At 54.0% G+C, this 19,492-nt stretch carries 13 protein-coding genes and 1 tRNA gene; 7 read left to right on the top strand and 7 right to left on the bottom strand.

Annotation, left to right across the window (positions count from 1 at the left end; all coding sequences use genetic code 11):
• The first annotated feature begins 71 nt into the window (after window positions 1-71).
• Together BOSE62_RS12590 and BOSE62_RS12585 are read left to right on the top strand one after the other, a co-directional pair.
• Window positions 72-674, top strand: a complete 603-nt coding sequence (locus BOSE62_RS12590; protein ID WP_159646751.1) for a DUF4136 domain-containing protein — start codon at window positions 72-74, stop codon at window positions 672-674.
• The gene (locus BOSE62_RS12585; RefSeq protein WP_159646749.1) at window positions 671-1,795 is read left to right on the top strand and encodes a M14 family metallopeptidase; all 1,125 of its coding nucleotides are present in this window, start codon (window positions 671-673) and stop codon (window positions 1,793-1,795) included. Before BOSE62_RS12590 ends, BOSE62_RS12585 begins: the two co-directional genes overlap by 4 nt.
• Before the next feature lie 36 nt (window positions 1,796-1,831).
• Here BOSE62_RS12585 and BOSE62_RS12580 read toward each other — a convergent pair whose 3' ends face one another.
• The 5 genes from BOSE62_RS12580 to BOSE62_RS12560 form a co-directional block, all read right to left on the bottom strand.
• A complete protein-coding gene (locus BOSE62_RS12580; protein ID WP_159646747.1) occupies window positions 1,832-4,414 on the bottom strand; it encodes a TcfC E-set like domain-containing protein in 2,583 nt (860 codons plus the stop codon).
• A 20-nt stretch (window positions 4,415-4,434) separates the two neighbouring features.
• The gene (locus tag BOSE62_RS12575) at window positions 4,435-4,905 is read right to left on the bottom strand and encodes a hypothetical protein (protein WP_159646745.1); all 471 of its coding nucleotides are present in this window, start codon (window positions 4,903-4,905) and stop codon (window positions 4,435-4,437) included.
• 73 nt (window positions 4,906-4,978) lie between these two features.
• Complete coding sequence (locus BOSE62_RS12570) at window positions 4,979-5,575, bottom strand: hypothetical protein (protein ID WP_159646743.1); 597 nt, start codon at window positions 5,573-5,575, stop codon at window positions 4,979-4,981.
• Window positions 5,576-5,791: 216 nt separating this feature from the next.
• On the bottom strand, window positions 5,792-6,523 hold the full coding sequence (locus BOSE62_RS12565) for a fimbrial biogenesis chaperone (protein ID WP_159646741.1): 732 nt from the start codon (window positions 6,521-6,523) through the stop codon (window positions 5,792-5,794).
• 159 nt (window positions 6,524-6,682) lie between these two features.
• A complete protein-coding gene (locus BOSE62_RS12560; RefSeq protein WP_159646739.1) occupies window positions 6,683-7,126 on the bottom strand; it encodes a hypothetical protein in 444 nt (147 codons plus the stop codon).
• 370 nt (window positions 7,127-7,496) lie between these two features.
• Between BOSE62_RS12560 and BOSE62_RS12555 the strand changes: the two genes are divergently transcribed.
• Together BOSE62_RS12555 and BOSE62_RS12550 are read left to right on the top strand one after the other, a co-directional pair.
• Entirely contained in the window at window positions 7,497-8,735 is a 1,239-nt protein-coding gene (locus BOSE62_RS12555) for a tyrosine-type recombinase/integrase (protein WP_159646737.1), read from the top strand.
• Window positions 8,736-9,608 (top strand): hypothetical protein, encoded by an 873-nt coding sequence (locus BOSE62_RS12550; RefSeq protein WP_159646735.1) that lies wholly within the window; start codon window positions 8,736-8,738, stop codon window positions 9,606-9,608.
• A 218-nt stretch (window positions 9,609-9,826) separates the two neighbouring features.
• On the opposite strand, the gene BOSE62_RS12545 is transcribed toward BOSE62_RS12550, so the two are convergent.
• Window positions 9,827-10,282 (bottom strand): hypothetical protein, encoded by a 456-nt coding sequence (locus tag BOSE62_RS12545; protein WP_159646733.1) that lies wholly within the window; start codon window positions 10,280-10,282, stop codon window positions 9,827-9,829.
• Window positions 10,283-11,047: 765 nt separating this feature from the next.
• On the opposite strand from BOSE62_RS12545, the gene BOSE62_RS12540 reads away from it, so the two are divergent.
• A complete protein-coding gene (locus tag BOSE62_RS12540; RefSeq protein WP_159646731.1) occupies window positions 11,048-16,249 on the top strand; it encodes a hypothetical protein in 5,202 nt (1,733 codons plus the stop codon).
• Window positions 16,250-16,790: 541 nt separating this feature from the next.
• Here BOSE62_RS12540 and BOSE62_RS12535 read toward each other — a convergent pair.
• Window positions 16,791-16,878: transfer RNA gene (locus tag BOSE62_RS12535), tRNA-Ser, on the bottom strand.
• A 207-nt stretch (window positions 16,879-17,085) separates the two neighbouring features.
• Here BOSE62_RS12535 and BOSE62_RS12530 point away from each other — a divergent pair.
• Window positions 17,086-18,090, top strand: coding sequence for a peptidylprolyl isomerase (locus BOSE62_RS12530; RefSeq protein WP_159646729.1), 1,005 nt, complete (start codon window positions 17,086-17,088; stop codon window positions 18,088-18,090).
• Between the two features lie 368 nt (window positions 18,091-18,458).
• Complete coding sequence (locus BOSE62_RS12525) at window positions 18,459-19,451, top strand: peptidylprolyl isomerase (protein WP_159646727.1); 993 nt, start codon at window positions 18,459-18,461, stop codon at window positions 19,449-19,451.
• Window positions 19,452-19,492 lie beyond the last annotated feature (41 nt).

Raw genomic sequence — 19,492 nt, 5'->3', positions numbered from 1 at the left:
AGGCATTTTTTTACCACCGTCCGAATGATTATGCGCTAATATGCGGCGGGGCAAGTTCAGGAGTATATTTTATGGCCGGTTTTCAATCATTTGCGACATTGATCTTGGCAGGGTCTCTGTTGTCGGGCTGCATGACAGCGACTCCGCCGGTCGATGTCACGCGGTTTCACAACGCCCGGCTTGCCCCGATTGTCCCGGGCACCGTCAGCATCAGGGCCAATGTAACCGATGACGACCGCAGCATCGAATATGCCAGCTACAATGCGGCGCTGCTGCGGGAATTGCAGCGTGTCGGCTTTACCGAAGCACGCGACGATAGTGAAAAAAGTGATTATGTCGTGCGCTACACACTCGAACGGGCGGTGTTAAGCGCCGGAGGGGCCCGCTCTCCCGTCTCGGTCGGAGTCGGTGGCAGCACCGGCAGTCGTGGCTCGGGCGTCGGCCTGGGCATTGGCATCGATCTCAGCGGTCCGCCGAAAGACAAGATTGTTACCGACCTGTCCGTCCGGATCGCCAAACGGCTGAATGGCAATGTTGTCTGGGAAGGCCGCGCGTCGGTTGAGGCAAAGGAAGGCTCGCCGGCAGCGCAGCCCGGTCTGGCAGCATCGAAATTGGCCGAGGCCTTATTCAAGGACTTCCCCGGCGAGTCCGGAACCACTATCAGGGTGAAATGACCATAGAAATCACCAGCGCGTTCGATAGCGGCAATATCGAAGTCCAAGCCATCGACGGCACCACCGCAACATTGTCGATCCGCAAGGACAAGGACAGCGAATTTTTCCAGTGGTTCCATTTCCGGGTGACCTGCGCGGTCGGCGACGAACTGGAACTGGCCATCACCGGACTGAGGGAATCGGCCTATCCGCAGGGCTGGCCTGACTATGACGCCTGTGTCAGCGAGGACCGGGACTATTGGGGCCGCGCGCCGAGCAGCTATGACGAGGCAAGCGGCACCCTGACGATCCGCTATACGGCCAGCAGCAATATTGTCTGGTTTGCCTATTTCGCGCCCTATAGCATCGAGCGCCATCATGATCTGGTCGCCGAAACGGCCGCGGTCGAAGGCGTGACCGCCCGCGCGCTCGGCTACAGTCTGGAAGGCCAGCCGATCGACTGTCTCGAGATGGGGAGCGGCGACAAGCAGGTCTGGCTCTACGCCCGCCAGCATCCCGGCGAAAGCATGGCCGAATGGTGGATGGAAGGCGCGCTGGAAATGCTCACCGACCCCGCCGATCCGCACGCCCGGCTGCTGCTGGAAAAATGCCGCTTCCACATCATTCCCAATATGAACCCGGATGGTTCGTGCAGAGGGCATTTACGAACCAATTTTGCCGGTACCAATCTCAATCGCGAATGGCATGCACCAACGTCCGAGAAATCTCCGGAAGTCCTGTGCGCCCGCGATGCGATGGACGAAAGCGGCGTAGATTTTGCGATGGATGTCCACGGCGACGAGGCGATTCCGGCGGTCTTCATCGCCGGGTTCGAGGGCATCACCTCGATCACCGGTGCGCAGCTGGAGAAATATCACGGCTACCGCAACCGGCTCGCCCAGCGCACCCCGGATTTCCAGACAAAGCTGGGCTATCCGACGGCGGCCGAAGGCAAGGCCAACCTGTCGATGTCAACCAATCAGCTGGCCGAACGTTTCGGCGCGGTGGCAATGACTCTGGAAATGCCGTTCAAGGACAATCGTGATCTGCCAGATGCCGAGCAAGGCTGGTCCCCTGAGCGTTGCATATTGCTGGCACGCGAATGTCTGGCGACGCTGGCCGAAATGATCGATGAAATCTAGATCGGCGATTGCAATATAGACCGATAGCCGGTCGAACTATTCCGCTTCCGTGGAAACCAGGCATTTTATCGCGCCGACCTTGAGCAGCTGGTCTGGTTGGCGCCCGTTTGTCAGCTGTTCAAACGCGACCGGGCGACAGATCTGTCCGTCCGGCAGACGCATTTCCAGGCGGGTTGCAGGAGAAACCGTGATCAGGAAAAAGCCCTGTTCGTCCGTCAGGGTAATATCATTGTCGGATTTCACCCGACCGTTCGCGATCGGTTTCCCACCTTGATCAACCATCTGCCCGTAGATCGCAAAACTGTTAACCGCCTCGTAGCGGAAATATGCGACATTGCCGGGATAGAGGGTCACTCTCTTTATCTCGGTATCAACTTCAAATGGCGGAGCATTTTCCGGTTCCAGGTCGATTTCATATTCATCATAAGGCGCAACGCCGACCGCCGACGTACGGCCTGGCTTGATCCGGTCAAACGGCTGGGAGTTCACGCGGATCCGGTACCCGCTTTCGCTGGCGTCATCGCTCAGCCGGTATTTCCTATCGTCAACCTTGATGTCGGATAATATCACGGCTTGGCCCACATCCGCCAGTCCAAGCTTGAACTTCCCGCCGCCGACCGCAAAACCCGTGCGACCATTGGCAAAAATCGAGGTAAAGTCTCCGCCGCTTCTCGTGCGCTGATATTGGGCGGTCAAATCCACTTGCCCGTAAGATGTACGCAGATCCGATGAGGCGAACGCGCGATCGCTGTCGGCATTTGTCGATACACCGACCTGGTTCAGCAGCTCAGCATCGCCGATATTCTCAAGTCTCGATATCGAGGCATCGAGAACCGGCGATAGGCCCTTGCGACTGGAACCGCTGGTTTTTGCAATATATTCGGCACCGCCGCGCACCGAGGCGCTGGTTTTCCGGTCGAGGCCGAACAGGAAGTTTATTGACGCACCAACCCTTGAATCCCGGTTCGAAACCCGGCTGAATGCGGTTAGCAGCGGCCGCCGGTTGCCGATCCGGATGGATTTTGTGTAGCGCAGATCCACGCTATAATCGTCACGCCCGTTGTCAAATTTGGTATAGCCTGCCGATACGCTGAACGACCCGCCCGAAAGCGGCATTTGCATGGAACCGAAGACACTGGTGTCGGAACGGGAGAAAGGCAGATATTCCTGATCCGTCGCGAGATTCGCAAGATTGAAATTGTCGGCATCGGACTTGGTTTTTCTGGCTGAAATCGAAAATCTGATCTGCTTGATGTTCAATGTGCCGGTCGCCAGCACGCCATATGCACCATCATCACCGGCAGCGACCGAAACAAATCCTTCGAGGTTCCCCCGCACCGTCGTTATCGACGATTCCGCATAGTTGGCTCCGTCGATATGCAGCAGATTCAGCTCCAGCGCGGTTGCTTCGCCGATTCTGCGACTCGCGCGCACACCAACTACCGGGGCATTGCGGATACGCGGAAAAAATGTCTCGCTCTGGTTGGGCTGGTCGAACGGAAACTGATCCGGAGCATACATGCCGGCGCGAAGGCTGAATTCGGTCTTGCCCTTGAGTGGCAATCCCCGCGCACGGGTGAAAGCGCGCTCCTCCTGCAATATGATCGCGCCATCGGCACGGGCAGTAATCCCGAGCTGATAGGATCCTTCGGGCAGTCCTGACGTGTCGATAACCTGAAGCCCGGCTTGATAGTGGCGAACGGATATCAGCACACCGCGCCGGCGAAGTTCGACATCGGCCTCTCTTGGAAGCACGATCTGGATTGGCGTCGAAATGCTCGCTTCATAGGCCTTGCGCGGATAAAAACTCGCAAACTCGGCACCAACCATCCTGTAGGATGTCAGAAGTTTGGTGCTCAGATCCTCGAACAACCCGGCCCGACCGATCCGGTTGTTCCATACATGCTGGACCGTACCTTCCAGCAGTTGCGCACCCTGCTCATCGTCGACAATCGTGCGCGCCAGCAATGCGGTCTGGCCAATGCTGGCCGCCGTGTCGAAGGTCGCCCCGAAGCGAATAGAAGAATTGGGTCCATCAGTTTTGGCCGCGGCAAAATTCACGGTCTGAATGAGCGATGGTCCGGTTTCCGCCGGGCCCAAGGTAAAATTATCGACCTGATTGACGATCACATTTGCCGGCGAGAAAAACAGTTCGGCAGAGAAGCGTTCCGGATTGACGATCACCCCTTCCTGCCCCCGGGGCAGGATTCCGCAGTTCGATGTTTGTCCCGTTACACACCGATATTCCTCATTAAGCGATAGCGGCGCGGAAAGCAGTTTTGTCGCCGCTTCTTCGCTAACTTGCCCCTCGAGCGCCGCAACGACTTGCTCGGGATTTATCAAGCGGAACGTCCCGTCCTTGAGAACAGCACGGAATGAGCCCAGCCGGCGGCCAAGATAGAAAATGTCGAAAAATGTCTCAAGCGGAGCAGTAAGAGATTCGAAACCTGGCGGCGCCTCGGTTTCCAGCGTTTGACCGTTCACGATCGTGCTGCTTGCGGCTTCATCGATCGGGAGGGGATCGGCGCCACTGATCTGGGCATATGCGGCCTGAGAGAATATGATGGCTATCGCGCTGACGCCGATGCACGCCGCCTGGGTTTTCGGATGAACAGACATGGCTAACGCAACTGCCGCTTTTAATTCGGTATGACGGAAATCTGGAATTGCTCGGCATATTCACCAGCGACCGCTGCTGTCAGGTTATCGCGGGAGAAGCGGATTTTCAGTGAAGCGTTTGTTGTGCCGTTGCAGTCCTCCGTCTCGGACGTCCGGCCATCAAAAACATAGATATTGCCGGTTCCGGACCGACGGAATTCGCTGTCGCCCGCAGCGGTGCGAAACTCGATTTCATAAGCAGGCGCATGGGCATCGGCTGCATCCTGCACCAGAGCCAGCTGCAGACGATAGCGACCGGTATTGCTTGCGACGCACAATTGGGTCGTCGAATGCAGGTCACCTACACCGATCCAGCGGAGCGGCGCCTTGGCGCCATTGACAATTTTTACACTCGCGTCAGGCACGACGCTGGGCGTGGCAAACAGGGGCGATGCTATGCTCAGAAGAGCGCATGACAGCAGCCCTGTTCCGATAAGTCTGATGTTCGGCATCTCGCTTTCCCCCGATTTTAAGAAACCATATAGGGAGGGCGGGGATTGTCCCCGCCCTCGCAATATCCAGTGCTTAAGGCACAGCAACCACAACGGACAACGTTCCGGTGTAGGTGTCGGCCAGCGCCGCAAGGGCTTCGCTGTTGCGCACGGTTACGCGCAGCGAGCTGTTCTGGCCGCCAGCGTTGGTGCAGTCGAGGTCGGTCGCACGTGCCTGACCGTCACGGGTGTTTTCCATGGAAAACTGAAGGCCTGGGCGCATGAAATCTGCAGCAATCGAATTATAGGCTGCAGCATCATAATAGCCAACCGTATGGTTCAGCTGGGTGCCGGTTGCAGCACCGTTCAGGCCATAAGGATTGCCCAGTCCGTCACCGGCGTTGCCGTTGACCGTTACTTTGTAAGAACCAGCCGCATCGGCATTCGAGAAAACGCAGAATTGGGAAATTCCGCTGGTGGAACCGAAGTTGGAAGCGATCGTAGCGGCGTCGATTGTCAGGGAGACATCGTCCAGACCACGAATGCTGACCATCGGTACAACGGTAACATTCACATCCAATGTGCCGGTGCTCGCGGTGTCGGAAAGTACGCCATCAGTCGGCGCAGCATTAGCTGTACCTGATGCCATAGCAGCCAATGCTGCAGCTGCGAAAAGAACTGATTTTTTCATAATAAAATCCCCATTTTATTCAAGTATCGAATCGGCGATATTACCAATTCTTAATAAACTTTTAACGATTCTGAAAAATCATGTCAAATTTTATATTTAAAAAATGAAATGATTAACTAGTTAATACAATGAGATAGGCGCAGTTAGTCGCACGACATATCAATATATGCCGATTTTCAATCAGTTTTTTTGCGACTGTATTAGTGCTGCTCTATGTCAGTACTTTTGCTCGATGAACTCGCCCGCCGGACCATCCCTGGTTTTCAGAACCACCATGTCGGTCGGCGACGGAAGATCGATCTCGAATATATTGCCGGCATAGAGGCGCTGGGATTCGAAGGTTTTGCACCGCTCGGTGGACGGATCCTCCACTGCATCGGGCGGACAGATAAAACCCTCGGTCAGCAGGATATTGGAATTTCCGGTATTTTTCAGTGTCACCCGTTCAGCGCTGCGAACCGCCTCAATCCTGGCATTATTCTCGCTCGGTCGCACGACCACCAGTACGTCATAGGCCGCCAGCAGCTTTAATGCGATTCCACGCGCGTCTTCACCGCTCTGCTCGGCCTTGATCCTGCCAACTTGTGGCGCAACAAGCACCCGATAGATGCGGTCCTCGGTCAAATTTTCATTGAGCGACACGAGACGAATGGAACGAATGGCGCCTGGTTCCAGGACCATTCGGTTTGGCGTCACCAGCAATCCCGATTTCTCGGGATCGATCTGCGTTATCTTTTCTTCTTCCGGAGTCCCCGGATTGGCGATTTCCGTGACAGAAACAGACACATAATAGCGGTCCTCGCTGTCATTGCGGATAACCAGATCGCCGCGCTCGTTCTGCCCTTCGGCAAAATCGACCCAAAGCTTGTTTATCGAGAGATTCGCAAGCGCAGGGCCGGACGACCAGACCAGTATGAAAAATAGCAATACTGTCGATATTGTTCGCAATCAAATTTCCTCCCATTTGATGCGACCCGAGGGGGGAATTAGCTTTCTTGTCTCTAGAGTCAAGATTTTTTGGTGGATAATGAAATAGTTAACGCTGATGACGTTTGTGCGACTCGCCGTATTTCGGCGCTTTTCCCGTCAGCGATATTTACGAAAAATTTACTTTATTCCGATAACAACCTGCCGGGAGCGATCGCCTCCAACGGCCGCAACCCGACTCGCAGCGCGATTCGCCATAAGCTGATAGGTGGCCTTTGGCAGGGCTCCGGCCTCCCCGTCATCGGGTTTCTGGACTACCGAATAACTGCCGGTTGCCGACGACACCTGGATCGCCGAGATATTCTGACCGAAAATACTGAATTCGGTCACTCCGCTGTCAGAAACCAGGTCTGGCGTGTTGATCATCAGGCCGCTGTTGCCGTTCACGATTGCCCACAGGCCGGTTGCACCTTCTTCCTGCGCATTCACCGCCGCACGAAGCGGCGGAATGACGACCGTGATATTCATGGTAGCGGCATTCTCAAAACCCGGCGCTTCGGCAGCGGCACCGGTCGAATATGCTGCGCTGGCAAGAGCTGCGGCGGCAAGTATATAATACTTCATCTGATCGCGTCCTCAAACTTCTGGTTCATTCCCCTCTATCGCCGTTTCACTAAAATGCGGTTAACCTGCGGGAGCTTGTGATTCCCGCAAGGCGGGTGCGGGATTGCGCGCGAATGCAATCGCCACCGGCATCCGGCAGCAGCCCGGGAACCGGGTCAAATTTTTCACTTGAAGGCGGACACAGGTATTGCCGGAGGAATATAGTGGCGGAGCCGCAGTCCTTCCAACTCTTGCCCAGTAGTGTCTCGGCATGTTTAAATTCCCCCAATTTATCAGTAAAATATCGCAGCTTTCATCTTATAGTGTCCACATATAGCTTGACGCGTCCATCAATTATGTGGGACCTAATGTGGGACGCGAGAACATAAAAATGGCAACACTAACCTCTCTCAGTGTGAAGAACGCAAAGCCAGGCCGCCACGCGGACGGCAATGGTCTTTATCTGTTGGTAAGGCCATCGGGTTCGCGGCAATGGGTCCTAAGAGTAGTTGTGCCCCAGCCAGATAGCGAAAGGGGCAAGCGATCTGACTTCGGTTTAGGAAGTGCTACAACTCTGTCTCTGGCCGACGCAAGACAGAAAGCTGAGCAATGGCGGAAAATCGCTAAATCGGGGCGAAATCCAGCCGATATCACGAAACGCCAAGCGAAGGCAGATCTGGCGGATGAAGCCAAAAAGGCGATTACATTCCAAATCGCAGCTGAAAGAGCTTTCGAGGCCTTATCCCCCGGCTGGAAGAATGCGAAGCACCGTGCGCAATGGATAAATACTCTGAGATCATATACATTTCCTCAAATTGGCCATCTGCTGGTCGATGATATTGGTGCCCCGGACATAATTGACACACTGGGAGCGATCTGGCTCTCCAAGCCAGAGACGGCAAGGAGGGTGAAGCAACGTATCGAAACGGTTCTCGACTTTGCCCATGCAAGGGATTGGAGAGACAGGGAAAGCCCATCTAAAGCTATTCTATTAGGCTTACCTGACCAACCCAAGCGGGGAAGCCATTTCTCAGCAGTACCCTACGCTGCAGCGGCGCATACAATCCGCACCATTGAAGCGGCTAATAACACTATGGGGCGACTTGCTCTAAGGTTCACGATCCACACAGTCGCGCGATCTGGTGAAGTCCGCGGCGCTAGATGGAATGAAATAAATATCGAAGATCGAGTCTGGACCATTCCAGCCGACCGAATGAAAGCGGGGAAGGTCCACCAAATCCCGCTCACCGCATCTGCCCTTGAAATAATTAAGCAAGTGGCACCCTCATTCCAGGGAGATAATTCATTTGTATTCCCTAGTGCACGAGGTGGCATGTTGTCGGATATGACAATGGGAAAATCACAAAAGATTGCTGCTCCAGGCACCACTGTTCACGGCTGGCGTTCCACGTTCAGAGATTGGGTGGCGGAACAAACTAACTTTTCGGGAGAACTTGCGGAGATGGCGTTGGCCCACACCATAGTTAGTAAGGTGGAAGCCGCATATCGTCGAGGCAATCTTTTAGAAAAGCGACGGGCCTTAATGATTGCTTGGGAGGATTATCTGACTGGTCAGGAAACAATTGTCGCTCACATCGGCGAAGCACGAAGCAAAAAATTGCTGGCCTGAATGATGAACGCACAAATTCTGACTGAACAACTTTACGACAGATATGAAGCAATAGGCGAAAAACTAGATCTTGGGCATGACCTCGATTGTAGCGCCCTGGCGGTGCTAGGCCACTACTATGAATCGCTATCCAAAGGTGAAGAAATGCGCGCCGAAACTATCTCGACAATCGCAGATTTTCTCAAACAGGTTGAAAGCAACGTCCGAGCCGCGCTGCTAGAAATTCGCACAGCAAATAGATATGTCTCGTTCAACTTATACGCGGCGTTCGCCCGCTTGTTACCTTTGCAAGTCATCTCCGCTTACACACAAATGCATAGCCTGAGTGGTCAGACGGAATTTGCGGGATCACTGAAGAAGCTATCCAAGCTGTTCTCCGAAACGTCGAGCATTATAGGTTCAATTGAACTGACCGCTTCCCAGCCGAAAGCACGGCTGGATCCATCAAGGGCGGAAAAAATCGCGAGGTTGATCAACGATATCGAACGCGCGTTGATAGAGTCCATGATTCCGGAAAAAGGGGGAATGTCACCAAAGCGCTCGTTCGAGCTGTTCGCCGAATACTCACTGTCGGCAAGGTTCAGAACCACCGCAAAACGGCTTGATGAACTGGTTTGGAATCTCCCAGACATGAGTTCCAGACGGCTGCCTTCAAACCAATCCCTCGAATTCGTGATCCAACTTGGTGAAATCTGGTCCCTAGCAAAAGGCACACAACCGAGTGCGGAAAAGAACAATGCGATAGAGGACTATGTCCCACCATTTGTTCGGTTCGTTTACGCCGCCTGGAATCCTGTAATTCTCTGTTGCGAACCACCCTCGATCAGCACGATTTCAAGATATCTCAATTCCCCCAAACCATCCCAGACCTGAACGGAACCATTTGGGGGAAGGGCTAGCCTTCCAAAATCCGTATTAATCCAGCCCCAACCAGTAACATGTTGAGGTATTTCATATGGCCGACAGTTCTATTCCAAAATTTGGGTTCTCGGTTGCCGAGACGACACGATCAACCAGCCTTTCCCGCTCGCGTTTGTATCAACTGATGGCTTCGGAAGAACTCAAATACAAAATGGTTGGTAGTCGTCGGATTATTCCAGTTTCAGAGGTCCGCAGGCTATGCGGTGATGAATAATAAACGGCGTCACGATCTTGCCAAGACGTGGCCCCGAACGGACTGAGTTCGCTTCCACCAAATCCCAGGCTGAAACTGTAACTGTAACTGAAATTAATTTTGTTGAGGTCTCTGTAGTTTTAGCAATCAAAATTTGTGAGTTTACGGTGCTTCTAGATGCCTGAAGAGGGCCGAAACGAGCCCGAAAACCCAGCGTGATCGTCTCAAAAACAAGCAGGTAATCGCAGAAAGGAGGTTCTGAACTTGAAGAGCGAATTATCGTTCGAGCAATGCGATTCCATGGCACAACGTTGCGGTTTATGCGAATTGGCGCTTTGATCCGCTGCTCAACAAAAAAGCTGCCTTGGTGAAATCTGACGGCATTTGTGCCAGTCCAAAACCGCGTTGTCAGGCGGTCAAAGTCAGTAACCAAAAAAGCGCCACGTAATACGCTAAATTACGGGGATCATGGGGGTGTCACCCGCCCCTCGCAAAGGCTCGCTGGATGCCGATGCGGATATACGTGCTTTAGAATGCCACGACCCAAAATTTTTTGGGCCACTTTGACGGACCACGCGGGAGCGCAGACATCAAGTCGTTGCTCAACGGTGGGGGCCAAGATTGATCGCCTGAAGCGATGCACGGTAAACATGGTTGTGATTGTGCCAGTGGGTTAATCCGTTTCTACGCCATAGTACCTATGGTGTGGCCCTAACGGGTGGACGTGCTTTGCCTGTCCCTTCATCAGTCAGAAAATCTGGTTGCGGGTCAGTCTGTTCGCGAAACGGACATGAAATCGAACTGACCGGAATGTCTGAAAGCTGGTCGCTTGCAGAATAACTGCTTCTGAAGCGCGTACACCTTGAAAGGGACGGTCCGGTAACGGCTCACATGCGGCCATTTCCAATGATGCAAATTTTTTGTCCGCTATGCGCCCCAGTTACAGTCATTCAAGAATACTTTCAGCGCTCTTAGAAGCAGACCCCGTATAATCCTCGATTAAACAGCGACAAGGTTTGTCGATCCGGAATGGCGGCACTTTTGAGCGCGCGATATCTTTCAAATACACAATTCAGGTAGGTCAAACGACCTTGTCCAGGACACTTCAGTGCGGCCAAAGCTTCGGTTGAGAAGATTGTTTGGCAAAGGCAGAAATGTATCGTTTGTGTGCTAGTATCATGATGATACAGGGTGATAGATGACTAGTCCATATTCAACAGGCGGTGGCGGCACCCAATTTGAGACGCGCGTAGCAGCATACTATTTTGCGGCTGTGCTTGCGGAAGCGCGAGGGAGAGCCTTGCCTGGCGTGAACGCAACCGAAGTTCTGACCCAGAGAGCTGCATTTGATGAACCGCTCGACGACCTCGTGATCGCCGGCGTTTCTAATGAAGGCGCAGAAACAAAACTATCCCTTCAGGTGAAAAGCTCGCTCCGTTTCACAGAAAGCGACGAGGAGTGGCGAGCGGTCTTAGGTCAGGCGTGGGATACATTCAAACATGCGTCGTTTGATCACCAGAGCCACCGGCTTGGAGTAGCTGTCGCCGATTATCATGCAAAAGCTGACAAGCATTTCCAATCGGTGCTGACTTGGGCCTCGCATAGCCCCTCGGCGTCAGATTTCTTCAAACGGATTTCGCGAGAGGATTTCGCGCATAAGAATCAGCGTGATTTCGTCTCAATGGTTCGGAAAATTCTGGAAGCTCATCACGGCGACGGGGTGAGCTACGACGATCTTTGGAAATTCCTCTGTGTGTTCCGGATACTCCATTTCGATTTCAACAACGACGAAGCTTCGCGCGACGTTGAATCCGCTATCGATCGCGTAAGAAGCATCTTGCCCACCGCAGAACGGTCCAAGGCGACGCAAGTCTGGGACCGTCTCATTGTACGGGCAGGTGAAACAACAGTCGCCGGTGGCGGCGAGACAAAGACAAGTTTGCTCTCTGACCTGAAAATGGCTGGCCTGCCGCCGATACAGAGTGGAAATTTTCGCGACAGTATCGAGAAGATTGACCGTGAATCAAAGCGCGCAATGGAAACAATCAAGGCTGATATTCACGGCCTGAGATTGAAGCGAAATAGGCAGTATGATGGCATCCTAGAGGCCTTGGGAAACGGTCGTTTTGTACAGATCGATGGTGAACCTGGCAGTGGCAAATCTGCGCTTCTGCGCCAGTGGGCAGACGAACATGCTCAGACCGGGCCGATCTTCCTGCTGAAAGACATGCGAGTCCGGCCAGGTGGATGGGGGGCGCATGCTGGTCTGCTCGGCGTCAGTGATAAATTGGATGAGCTTCTCGGGGAAATCGCCTGTATCGGGAACCCCGTCCTTTATATCGACGGACTGGACAAGATCAGCGATCCAGCGGTTCGCCTAACTATCAATGACATTGTAAGGGCTATCGCAACCAACGACACACTTTCCTCATGGAAAATCCTTGCGACTGTCAGGGAACAGAACCTTGACCACATTGCGACTTGGCTCGATCCTCAAGCCCTTAAACATTTGCCGATCCGGACCGTCACCGTCCCGCCTCTTGGCAACGAAGAGTTGGCAATCGTGGCGGATGAATTCCCTCGCCTCGCCCCGCTCCTTCGCGAAGCTGATCACGCTGACATTATCTTGAAGCGGCCATTTTTTCTTGAATCAATGATCAGCCTGGCCGGTCGCACTGGTCAGTCCACTCTGCCAGCGAGTGAAGCAGAGCTTTTAGAGCTTTGGTGGGGACTAGGCGGAGCGGACATTCCCGATTTCAGCCCCGCGCAAGACCGGCGAAACGTGTTACTCGAACTAGCGGATCGTTTCGTAAGGCATCCTGCCGCTCCCGTTCCGATCCGCGATATTCCGTCCGGCCCGTTAGATGACCTCAAGAACGCGGGCGTGATCCGCGATGTACGATTGGGTCACACGATCAGCTTCTCTCATGACATTTATGAGGAATGGTCGCTGACCCATTGGCTGATGAATAAACTACCGAACGTTTTGTCCGCGTTGCAGGACGTCGGCGAACCACAGGAACTCGTACGACCACTTCAGTTGCTTGGGTCGTATCTGCTCGAATTCGACGATGACGCTAGCGGCTGGCGGGAGCTGTTCGAGAGTGTCAATATCGAAACTCTGCGCCCGGTTTGGCAGAGAACGCTATTAACATCTTGCCTGCGCTCTACGCGCAGCACGGAAATCTTGAACAAGCTTGCAGAGCTCTTGGCCGAAGATGACCATTCGGTTCTGAAAAAGCTTTTGAATGCCTTGCAGACTCTCGAGGTGGTTCCGAATACGTCATTTCTCGACGAAAAGGTTCTGCCCAACCTCGAACCTGACGAACGTGTTCGTTATTCCCACTTGCTTGCCCATCCAAAGGCTTACACATGGATACGCTTTCTTAATTGGCTATTTGCTGGCGATGCTGATCCACTGCCGGAATTGATTCCGGAGCTGGTTCCGATTTTCAAGACCTGGCAATCGACGTTTGCAGGGCTCAATATACGGCACTGCCGTCGGATTGGCGAAATCGCATATCGCTGGCTCACCGAGTTTGAGGCGGCTTCTCACCCCGTGCGTTGGGAGGATCGCAGAGAACCATTTAGTGTGAAGTTTTATTATGATCGCGAACGCGATCTAGAGAAAGAGATACGCTCTCTATTTTTGCAATCCGCAGGTGACGTTCCATCCCTCGTCTCGGAATACCTGTCGGCAAAGGCCGCTCATAGATTATCTCACATGCATCGCCAAGAGATAATGGGCGCGGGCAATACGATCGCGCAGTTTTTGCCGAAGGAGTTTGCCGATTATGTGATGGCGGCTTTCTTCAAGCATCCCAAGGACGACGATTCTCCATCTGGCCACTCGGGACATGACGGGCGGGACTTGGGCCTAAATGACAACTTCTCATTTTATCCCGCCTCGCCGTTGCAATCGCCATTTCTTGTCCTGCTGCGCCGCCATCCCGATCAGGGGTTGCGGCTTGTACGAGAAATGTGCAACTTTTCTATCGACGTTTGGCGATGGCTCCGAGAACGCGGAGACTATGGGGAAAAAGGTGTCCGCCCGATACCCGTAGAGATCGATTTCCCTTGGGGAACCCAGACATTCTGGGGTGATGTATATGTCTATAGCTGGTTTCGCGGAGGGCACGGAAATCACGCTTGCCAGAGTGCGCTGATGGCACTCGAATGGTGGGCCTTCGAGCAAATTGAAGCTGGAGCAGGCGTCGGTGAAGTTGTCCGGCAAATTCTGGAAGGCAATGAAACAGTAGCGGCACTGGGGATTGCCGTCAGCGTTAGTATCGCCAATATGGACCGAGAGCTCCGTCCTTTGCTGCCCTTCATCCTCTGCCCCTACATCTGGCAATGGGATTTGTCACGTTCGGTCGGAGATCAGACGGGAAATCACGCAAACGAGATTGGTGATTGGACACGGTATCGCGTCTTGCTGACAGCTGTTCGGGAACTCAATCAGAAACCGCACCGCAAGGTCTACATTCGGGACATTGTTCCCTACTTCGTGTTCAGCGATGACGAAGAACTGCGTGAACAATATACTTTGGGTATCCGCTCATTTCCCGATCGTCTTCCCTTCGAACTTGAGCATGAGAAGGACGACGAGGCTACCATCAATGGGCTGCGTAAAAGCATGCAATGGAATATGGAGCAGGCCGATCCGCAGTATTGGCACAGTGGGCCAACGGAGGATGGAAAGCACATTCAATTTTGGAATGAGCCGCCTTCAGCGAATGATCCGAACCGGCTTGCGCATTTGGAGCATTACGCGGAGCAGAATAGGTATTTGAAGCTCGCGCTTTGGGCGAACAAGTGCCTTGAGGCTGGTTCGCTCAATGACGAAATTACGCTGAAAGATGCACTCGAAGAGGCCAGAAAGCTCGATGGCGATAATCTCTTTGATCCTGAAGGTGCGGACTTTGATATTCAGCAGAGGGCGGCAGGTATCGCGGGTGTGGCTTTTGTTGCGGCAAAATTTGCCAATGATGACGACTGGAATGAGACAAACGCAAATTGGAGTGCGGACACACTGAGACGCGCTTCAGGATTCAGCCGAAGAGATGGGTTCACTTTCCGCGGAAGCGTGCTTTCGATGGACCCGCTGGAATTTGCGGCTCACGGCAATGTCGCGCTTGTAGCGAGGAACTTTGAACCAGAAGGAATACGACGTCAGGTACTCGAACTCGCATTACATCCATTCGATGCAGTGGCAGAAGCCGTTGCGAAAGCATCCGCATCGCTGGCTGAAAATGCCCCAGAATTTCTCTGGGAGCTTTTCGTCGTCCTGGTCAGCAGATGCATTAACAGTGAAGGCAACGCTCCAAATTATCATGCTGTCGAGAAGAGCGAGGGTGAGGCGGCATATCATGCCGAATTGATCACATCAGCCGAACGGGCGATCCAATCAGGCATTGCAAACCCTTTACCTGATGTTCCGATGCCATGGATCAAAACTGGCGATACTTCAGATGGTGACGGCGACACGGTTGGCTATGAACGAAATCCGGTAAATTTCCTTTCGAACTTAGCGCAAAAGACCGTCATTAAGATGGATTTCGATCCACTGATAGCCACCGAGCAAAAGAAGGCGCAGATTTTGCGGCTAATTGCACAGCTCGTCGAAATGACGTTTCAGGATATCGCGCCGCCGTTCGCGAAATCCCGTCGAGACTTTCGGGGCAGCACGCCGTTCGAATGGACGTTCAGCTTCTTCTTTTGGCTTGGCAAATTTTGCGGGCGATTAACGCCAGCAGAAGTGGATGACCTCATCCTTCGCCCTATCGCCGAAGCTGAAACCGAATGTGGTCTCTACGCGATGGACAATTTTTCGCGTGGATACTCAGCCTATAATATTCTGCCTCCGGCTGATCCCAGTGAAGCTAATCTCAAAATATGGAACCAGATGGCCGACTGGATCATAGCGCACCCTGAAGGAATGCACATTCAACACTTGGACCGAGAATACCAGTCGACGGTTCTCGCGCTACTCTTCTGCTTTCATGATGATTTCTCGCCCTTGTTCTGCGCTGCGGAACCGGACTGGCCTTACCTTAAGAGCTTCACGCATATATTTGACCGCGTGATTGGGAAATTCGGTACGAACAGCACAATATTCTACGCCATCACCAAGTTCTTACAGAAGGGTGGTCTGGAATTTTTTCAAGATCCCGCGCTGTCTTGGCTCGTGACCATCGCACAAGAAGCCCGACATGATTACGCCTTTTGGTCGGCGAATGGTGAAGAGACCGTCAGCATGTTGAAGGTGGTTATAGTAGAGAAGGACGCTGCCTTGAGTGATGAACATCATAAGGCACTCTCATTCATTATCGATGTGCTCGTCGATAATGGCGTACGAGGAGCAGGTTTTCTGCAGCAAGATCGACACCGAAAGTGCTAATCGCTCTTAATTGAAGCGGTTCATCTTGATCGAGGAAATTTGAAATCGGCATTTTTAAAAAGTCCTCAAGGCCTCTGCAGGTCTAATTCGAACCAATGCAAGCCCAGCCAAGTGTATCAGCTCCGACTGCCCGATTGAAAGTCTGGCCGAGTATCGGCTTCCAAATTTCCTGTCCCTGAAACCGGACAGTCCGTGACCGGCCCAAAAGCCGACGGATAGGAACGCGCGCAACCGAAGCGGTCAGAGAAGAATTTATCGAGTCGATGACAAACTGTAACTCGTAACTATTCGATGCGATAGTCATTGGCGCTGACCCTAAAAATGCGGTCCCCCAGCCCATAGGGCCTTGCGATCGCTTAGGGTAGGACCCGTAAAATCGCGAGCTAGGTTAATCAATACTCGCCACGCAAGTGTGCGGATCGGTAGCAGGCCACACTTTGTGGATTCGTTTCTGGTCTCAACACTGGCAAATATTTTGAGGGACATAATGTGGGACGCAGTTCCCGATGTCTCTATCATGTCCCAGATTTTTGCGATTAAATGGCGGAGCCGGAGGGATTCGAACCCTCGATAGGTTGCCCTATACACGCTTTCCAAGCGTGCGCGATCGACCACTCTGCCACGGCTCCGCAAATACCGCCTGACCCGTGAATCCGGTCGAATGTCAGACAGCGCCGCTTCCCTAATGCGGGATTCGCGCTTTCGCAAGCGATAGTGTCGAGTTAGGGTGGTGCTAAGCTATTAAACCCGTTCGCGCTGCGCTTGCCGAAACGCAGTAGCAGACGCACCCGGTCCTTCGACAGGCTCAGGACGAACGGAATTTTGGGGATATGTTTATGAGAAAGATCAGCGCCGTCAGTTCAACATTCGCCCTGTTGATGGCGACCCCCGCAATCGCGCAGGACACCCAAACAGCCGAATATCCGAGCCCCAATGCGATTGTCGACGCGGCCCCGCCCAGCGACTGGGTGACAATTGCGCCGAACGACCTGCTGGTCATGGATCTCGCGCCTGATGCCGAAGGCAACCCCCGCCGCGTGGTCATCCAGCTGATGCCCGAGCCTTTCTCGCAAGGCTGGATCCGCAATATCCGCAAGCTCGCCGCCGCGCACTGGTGGGATGGCACCAGCATCAATCGGGTGCAGGACAATTATGTCGTGCAATGGGGCGATGCAGGGTACGACAATCCGGAATCGGGCGAGACAGAGCAGAAGGCTTTGCCGGACGGGCTGGAGACGGTGCCGGAGAGTGATTATGTTGTCGAAACCCATATTACGATACGGGAAATGCCTTTTACCCATAAGCCAGACGCTCAAAAGATAAGGGAGTATGCTCTACAACACTGGGTGCCTCGCGACACTTATGCGCCTTCCGTCCGATTTCAAAAAGGATGGCCCGTAGGGCGGAATGATACACAGAGCTGGCCCATCCACTGCTACGGCGCGGTCGGCGTGGGCCGCAATTATTCCCCCGATACCGGCAGCGGCGCGGAACTCTTCACCGTGATCGGCCATGCGCCGCGCCATCTCGACCGCAATATTGCGGTGGTCGGGCGGATCGTCGAAGGGATGGAACATCTCTCCAGCCTGCCGCGCGGCAAGGGGCAGCTGGGATTTTACGAGGACGCGAGCAAGCGCGTGCCGATTAGATCCATCCGGCTGGGTGACGCGCTAGCCGAAGGCGCATCTCCCGCCTTCGAATATCTCGATACCAACAGTGCCATTTTCGCGAAATATGCCGACGCCCGGGCCAATCGCCGCGATCCGTTTTTCATTGTGCCGGCTGGCGGCGCGGATATCTGCAATATCCCGGTGCCGGTAAGGCGGGTAAGCGGCGAGTGATTGGAATCTGAAGACCAAGTGCAGCTTTGTTCTCCCGCGAAGGCGGGAGTCCATCTCGGACCCTGTGCTCTAGACGCCATTTCAGGAGATGGACCCCTGCCTGCGCAGGGGCACAATTTCGCTTTCCTACACAGCGCCAGATCGGTTAGTCTGGCCGCATGGTCCAAGCCCTTTTCTCGTCCGTTTATCGGCAGTTTTCGGCAAGTTGCGCCCGTAAGATATCCTTCGCCATAGGGGGTGTGACCCTGTGTGACCCAAAGAATGTTCCCCGCCGCAGGGCGGGGCACGGAAACCGCCTTTACAGGGGAAGAAAGCTTTCTTTTTCTTAACAGTGTAAAGTTTGTAAAGTTCAGCAAGGAAAGAGCCGCATGACAAACTATTTTCGATCCGCGCATATCGTCTTTTGGGCCCTGGCCGCAGCGTGTTTTTCATTCTCCTCTCCGGTCCTGGCGCAAGAAGAAGAAGAAGCTCAACAAAGCCCCGCCGAAATCCTCGCTGCTGCCCCGACCGAACACTGGCTGCCCATCCCCCTCACCGACCTGATGGTCCTGACTTTACCCGACTCCCCCGACGGCACGAAACGCCAGGCGGTGATCCAGCTGCTCCCGGCGAACCTGTCCGGTGGCCATGTCCGCAATGTCCGGACTTTGGCCCGCACACGCTGGTGGGATGGCACGAAAATCTACCGCGTCGCCAGAGATTTCGTCACCCAGTTCGGCGGCAATCCCGATGCCAAGACGCCGCCCAAGAGCCTCGAGACCGTGCCGGAAAGCGAATATTTCAACCAGGCGCTCGGGGCGAAACGCGACACCGATATGGCGGCGCTGAAGGCAGCGGTGGATTATAGCAATCACTATCAGGGCACGGAAATCGAGCCGCTGATGACCATGATTTACGAGAATATGGGTGCGCAGACGGTCGGCTTTGGCGGCGGCTGGCCGATCGGCAGCCAGACCATCGACGGCGAGACGAAATATTATCCGCTGACCTGTCGCGGGTCGCTGTCCCCTGCCCATTATGACCCGCCGGACACCGGCAGCGGCGCGGAAATGTCGGTGATCACCGGCGAAGCGGCGCGCAGCCTCGACACCACATTCGGGATGGTCGGACGAGTGATCGACGGACTGGCGCATTTGCAGAATCTGCCGCTCGGCACCGATCCGGGAGGCTTCTATGCCGACAAGTCGGAATATATCCGGATACAGTCGATCCGGCTGGCCAGCGAGCTGCCGCTGGCAGAACAGCCTTCTTATGAATATCTCGCCAGCTACAGCCCGGCGCTGCTGCAGTTTATCCAGGCCCATGGCGGCTATGGCAATATCTGCACCGTCCCGGTGCCCATTCGGAAAGTTTCAGAATAAAGCAATAAAATTACAACGTATCTCGCGCAGAGCGTCATTTG

It is taken from the genome of Sphingorhabdus sp. 109 (assembly GCF_902506555.1).
Classification (GTDB): Bacteria; Pseudomonadota; Alphaproteobacteria; order Sphingomonadales; family Sphingomonadaceae; genus Parasphingorhabdus.
This window is presented reverse-complemented; position numbering and strand designations above follow the sequence as displayed.

Coding starts and splice junctions, on each gene's coding strand:
- BOSE62_RS12525 (WP_159646727.1), top strand. CDS start 18,459: ATGACAAACTATTTTCGATCCGCGCATATCGTCTTTTGGGCCCTGGCC.
- BOSE62_RS12540 (WP_159646731.1), top strand. CDS start 11,048: ATGACTAGTCCATATTCAACAGGCGGTGGCGGCACCCAATTTGAGACG.
- BOSE62_RS12555 (WP_159646737.1), top strand. CDS start 7,497: ATGGCAACACTAACCTCTCTCAGTGTGAAGAACGCAAAGCCAGGCCGC.
- BOSE62_RS12560 (WP_159646739.1), bottom strand. CDS start 7,126: ATGAAGTATTATATACTTGCCGCCGCAGCTCTTGCCAGCGCAGCATAT.
- BOSE62_RS12575 (WP_159646745.1), bottom strand. CDS start 4,905: ATGCCGAACATCAGACTTATCGGAACAGGGCTGCTGTCATGCGCTCTT.
- BOSE62_RS12550 (WP_159646735.1), top strand. CDS start 8,736: ATGATGAACGCACAAATTCTGACTGAACAACTTTACGACAGATATGAA.
- BOSE62_RS12580 (WP_159646747.1), bottom strand. CDS start 4,414: ATGTCTGTTCATCCGAAAACCCAGGCGGCGTGCATCGGCGTCAGCGCG.
- BOSE62_RS12530 (WP_159646729.1), top strand. CDS start 17,086: ATGAGAAAGATCAGCGCCGTCAGTTCAACATTCGCCCTGTTGATGGCG.
- BOSE62_RS12570 (WP_159646743.1), bottom strand. CDS start 5,575: ATGAAAAAATCAGTTCTTTTCGCAGCTGCAGCATTGGCTGCTATGGCA.
- BOSE62_RS12585 (WP_159646749.1), top strand. CDS start 671: ATGACCATAGAAATCACCAGCGCGTTCGATAGCGGCAATATCGAAGTC.
- BOSE62_RS12590 (WP_159646751.1), top strand. CDS start 72: ATGGCCGGTTTTCAATCATTTGCGACATTGATCTTGGCAGGGTCTCTG.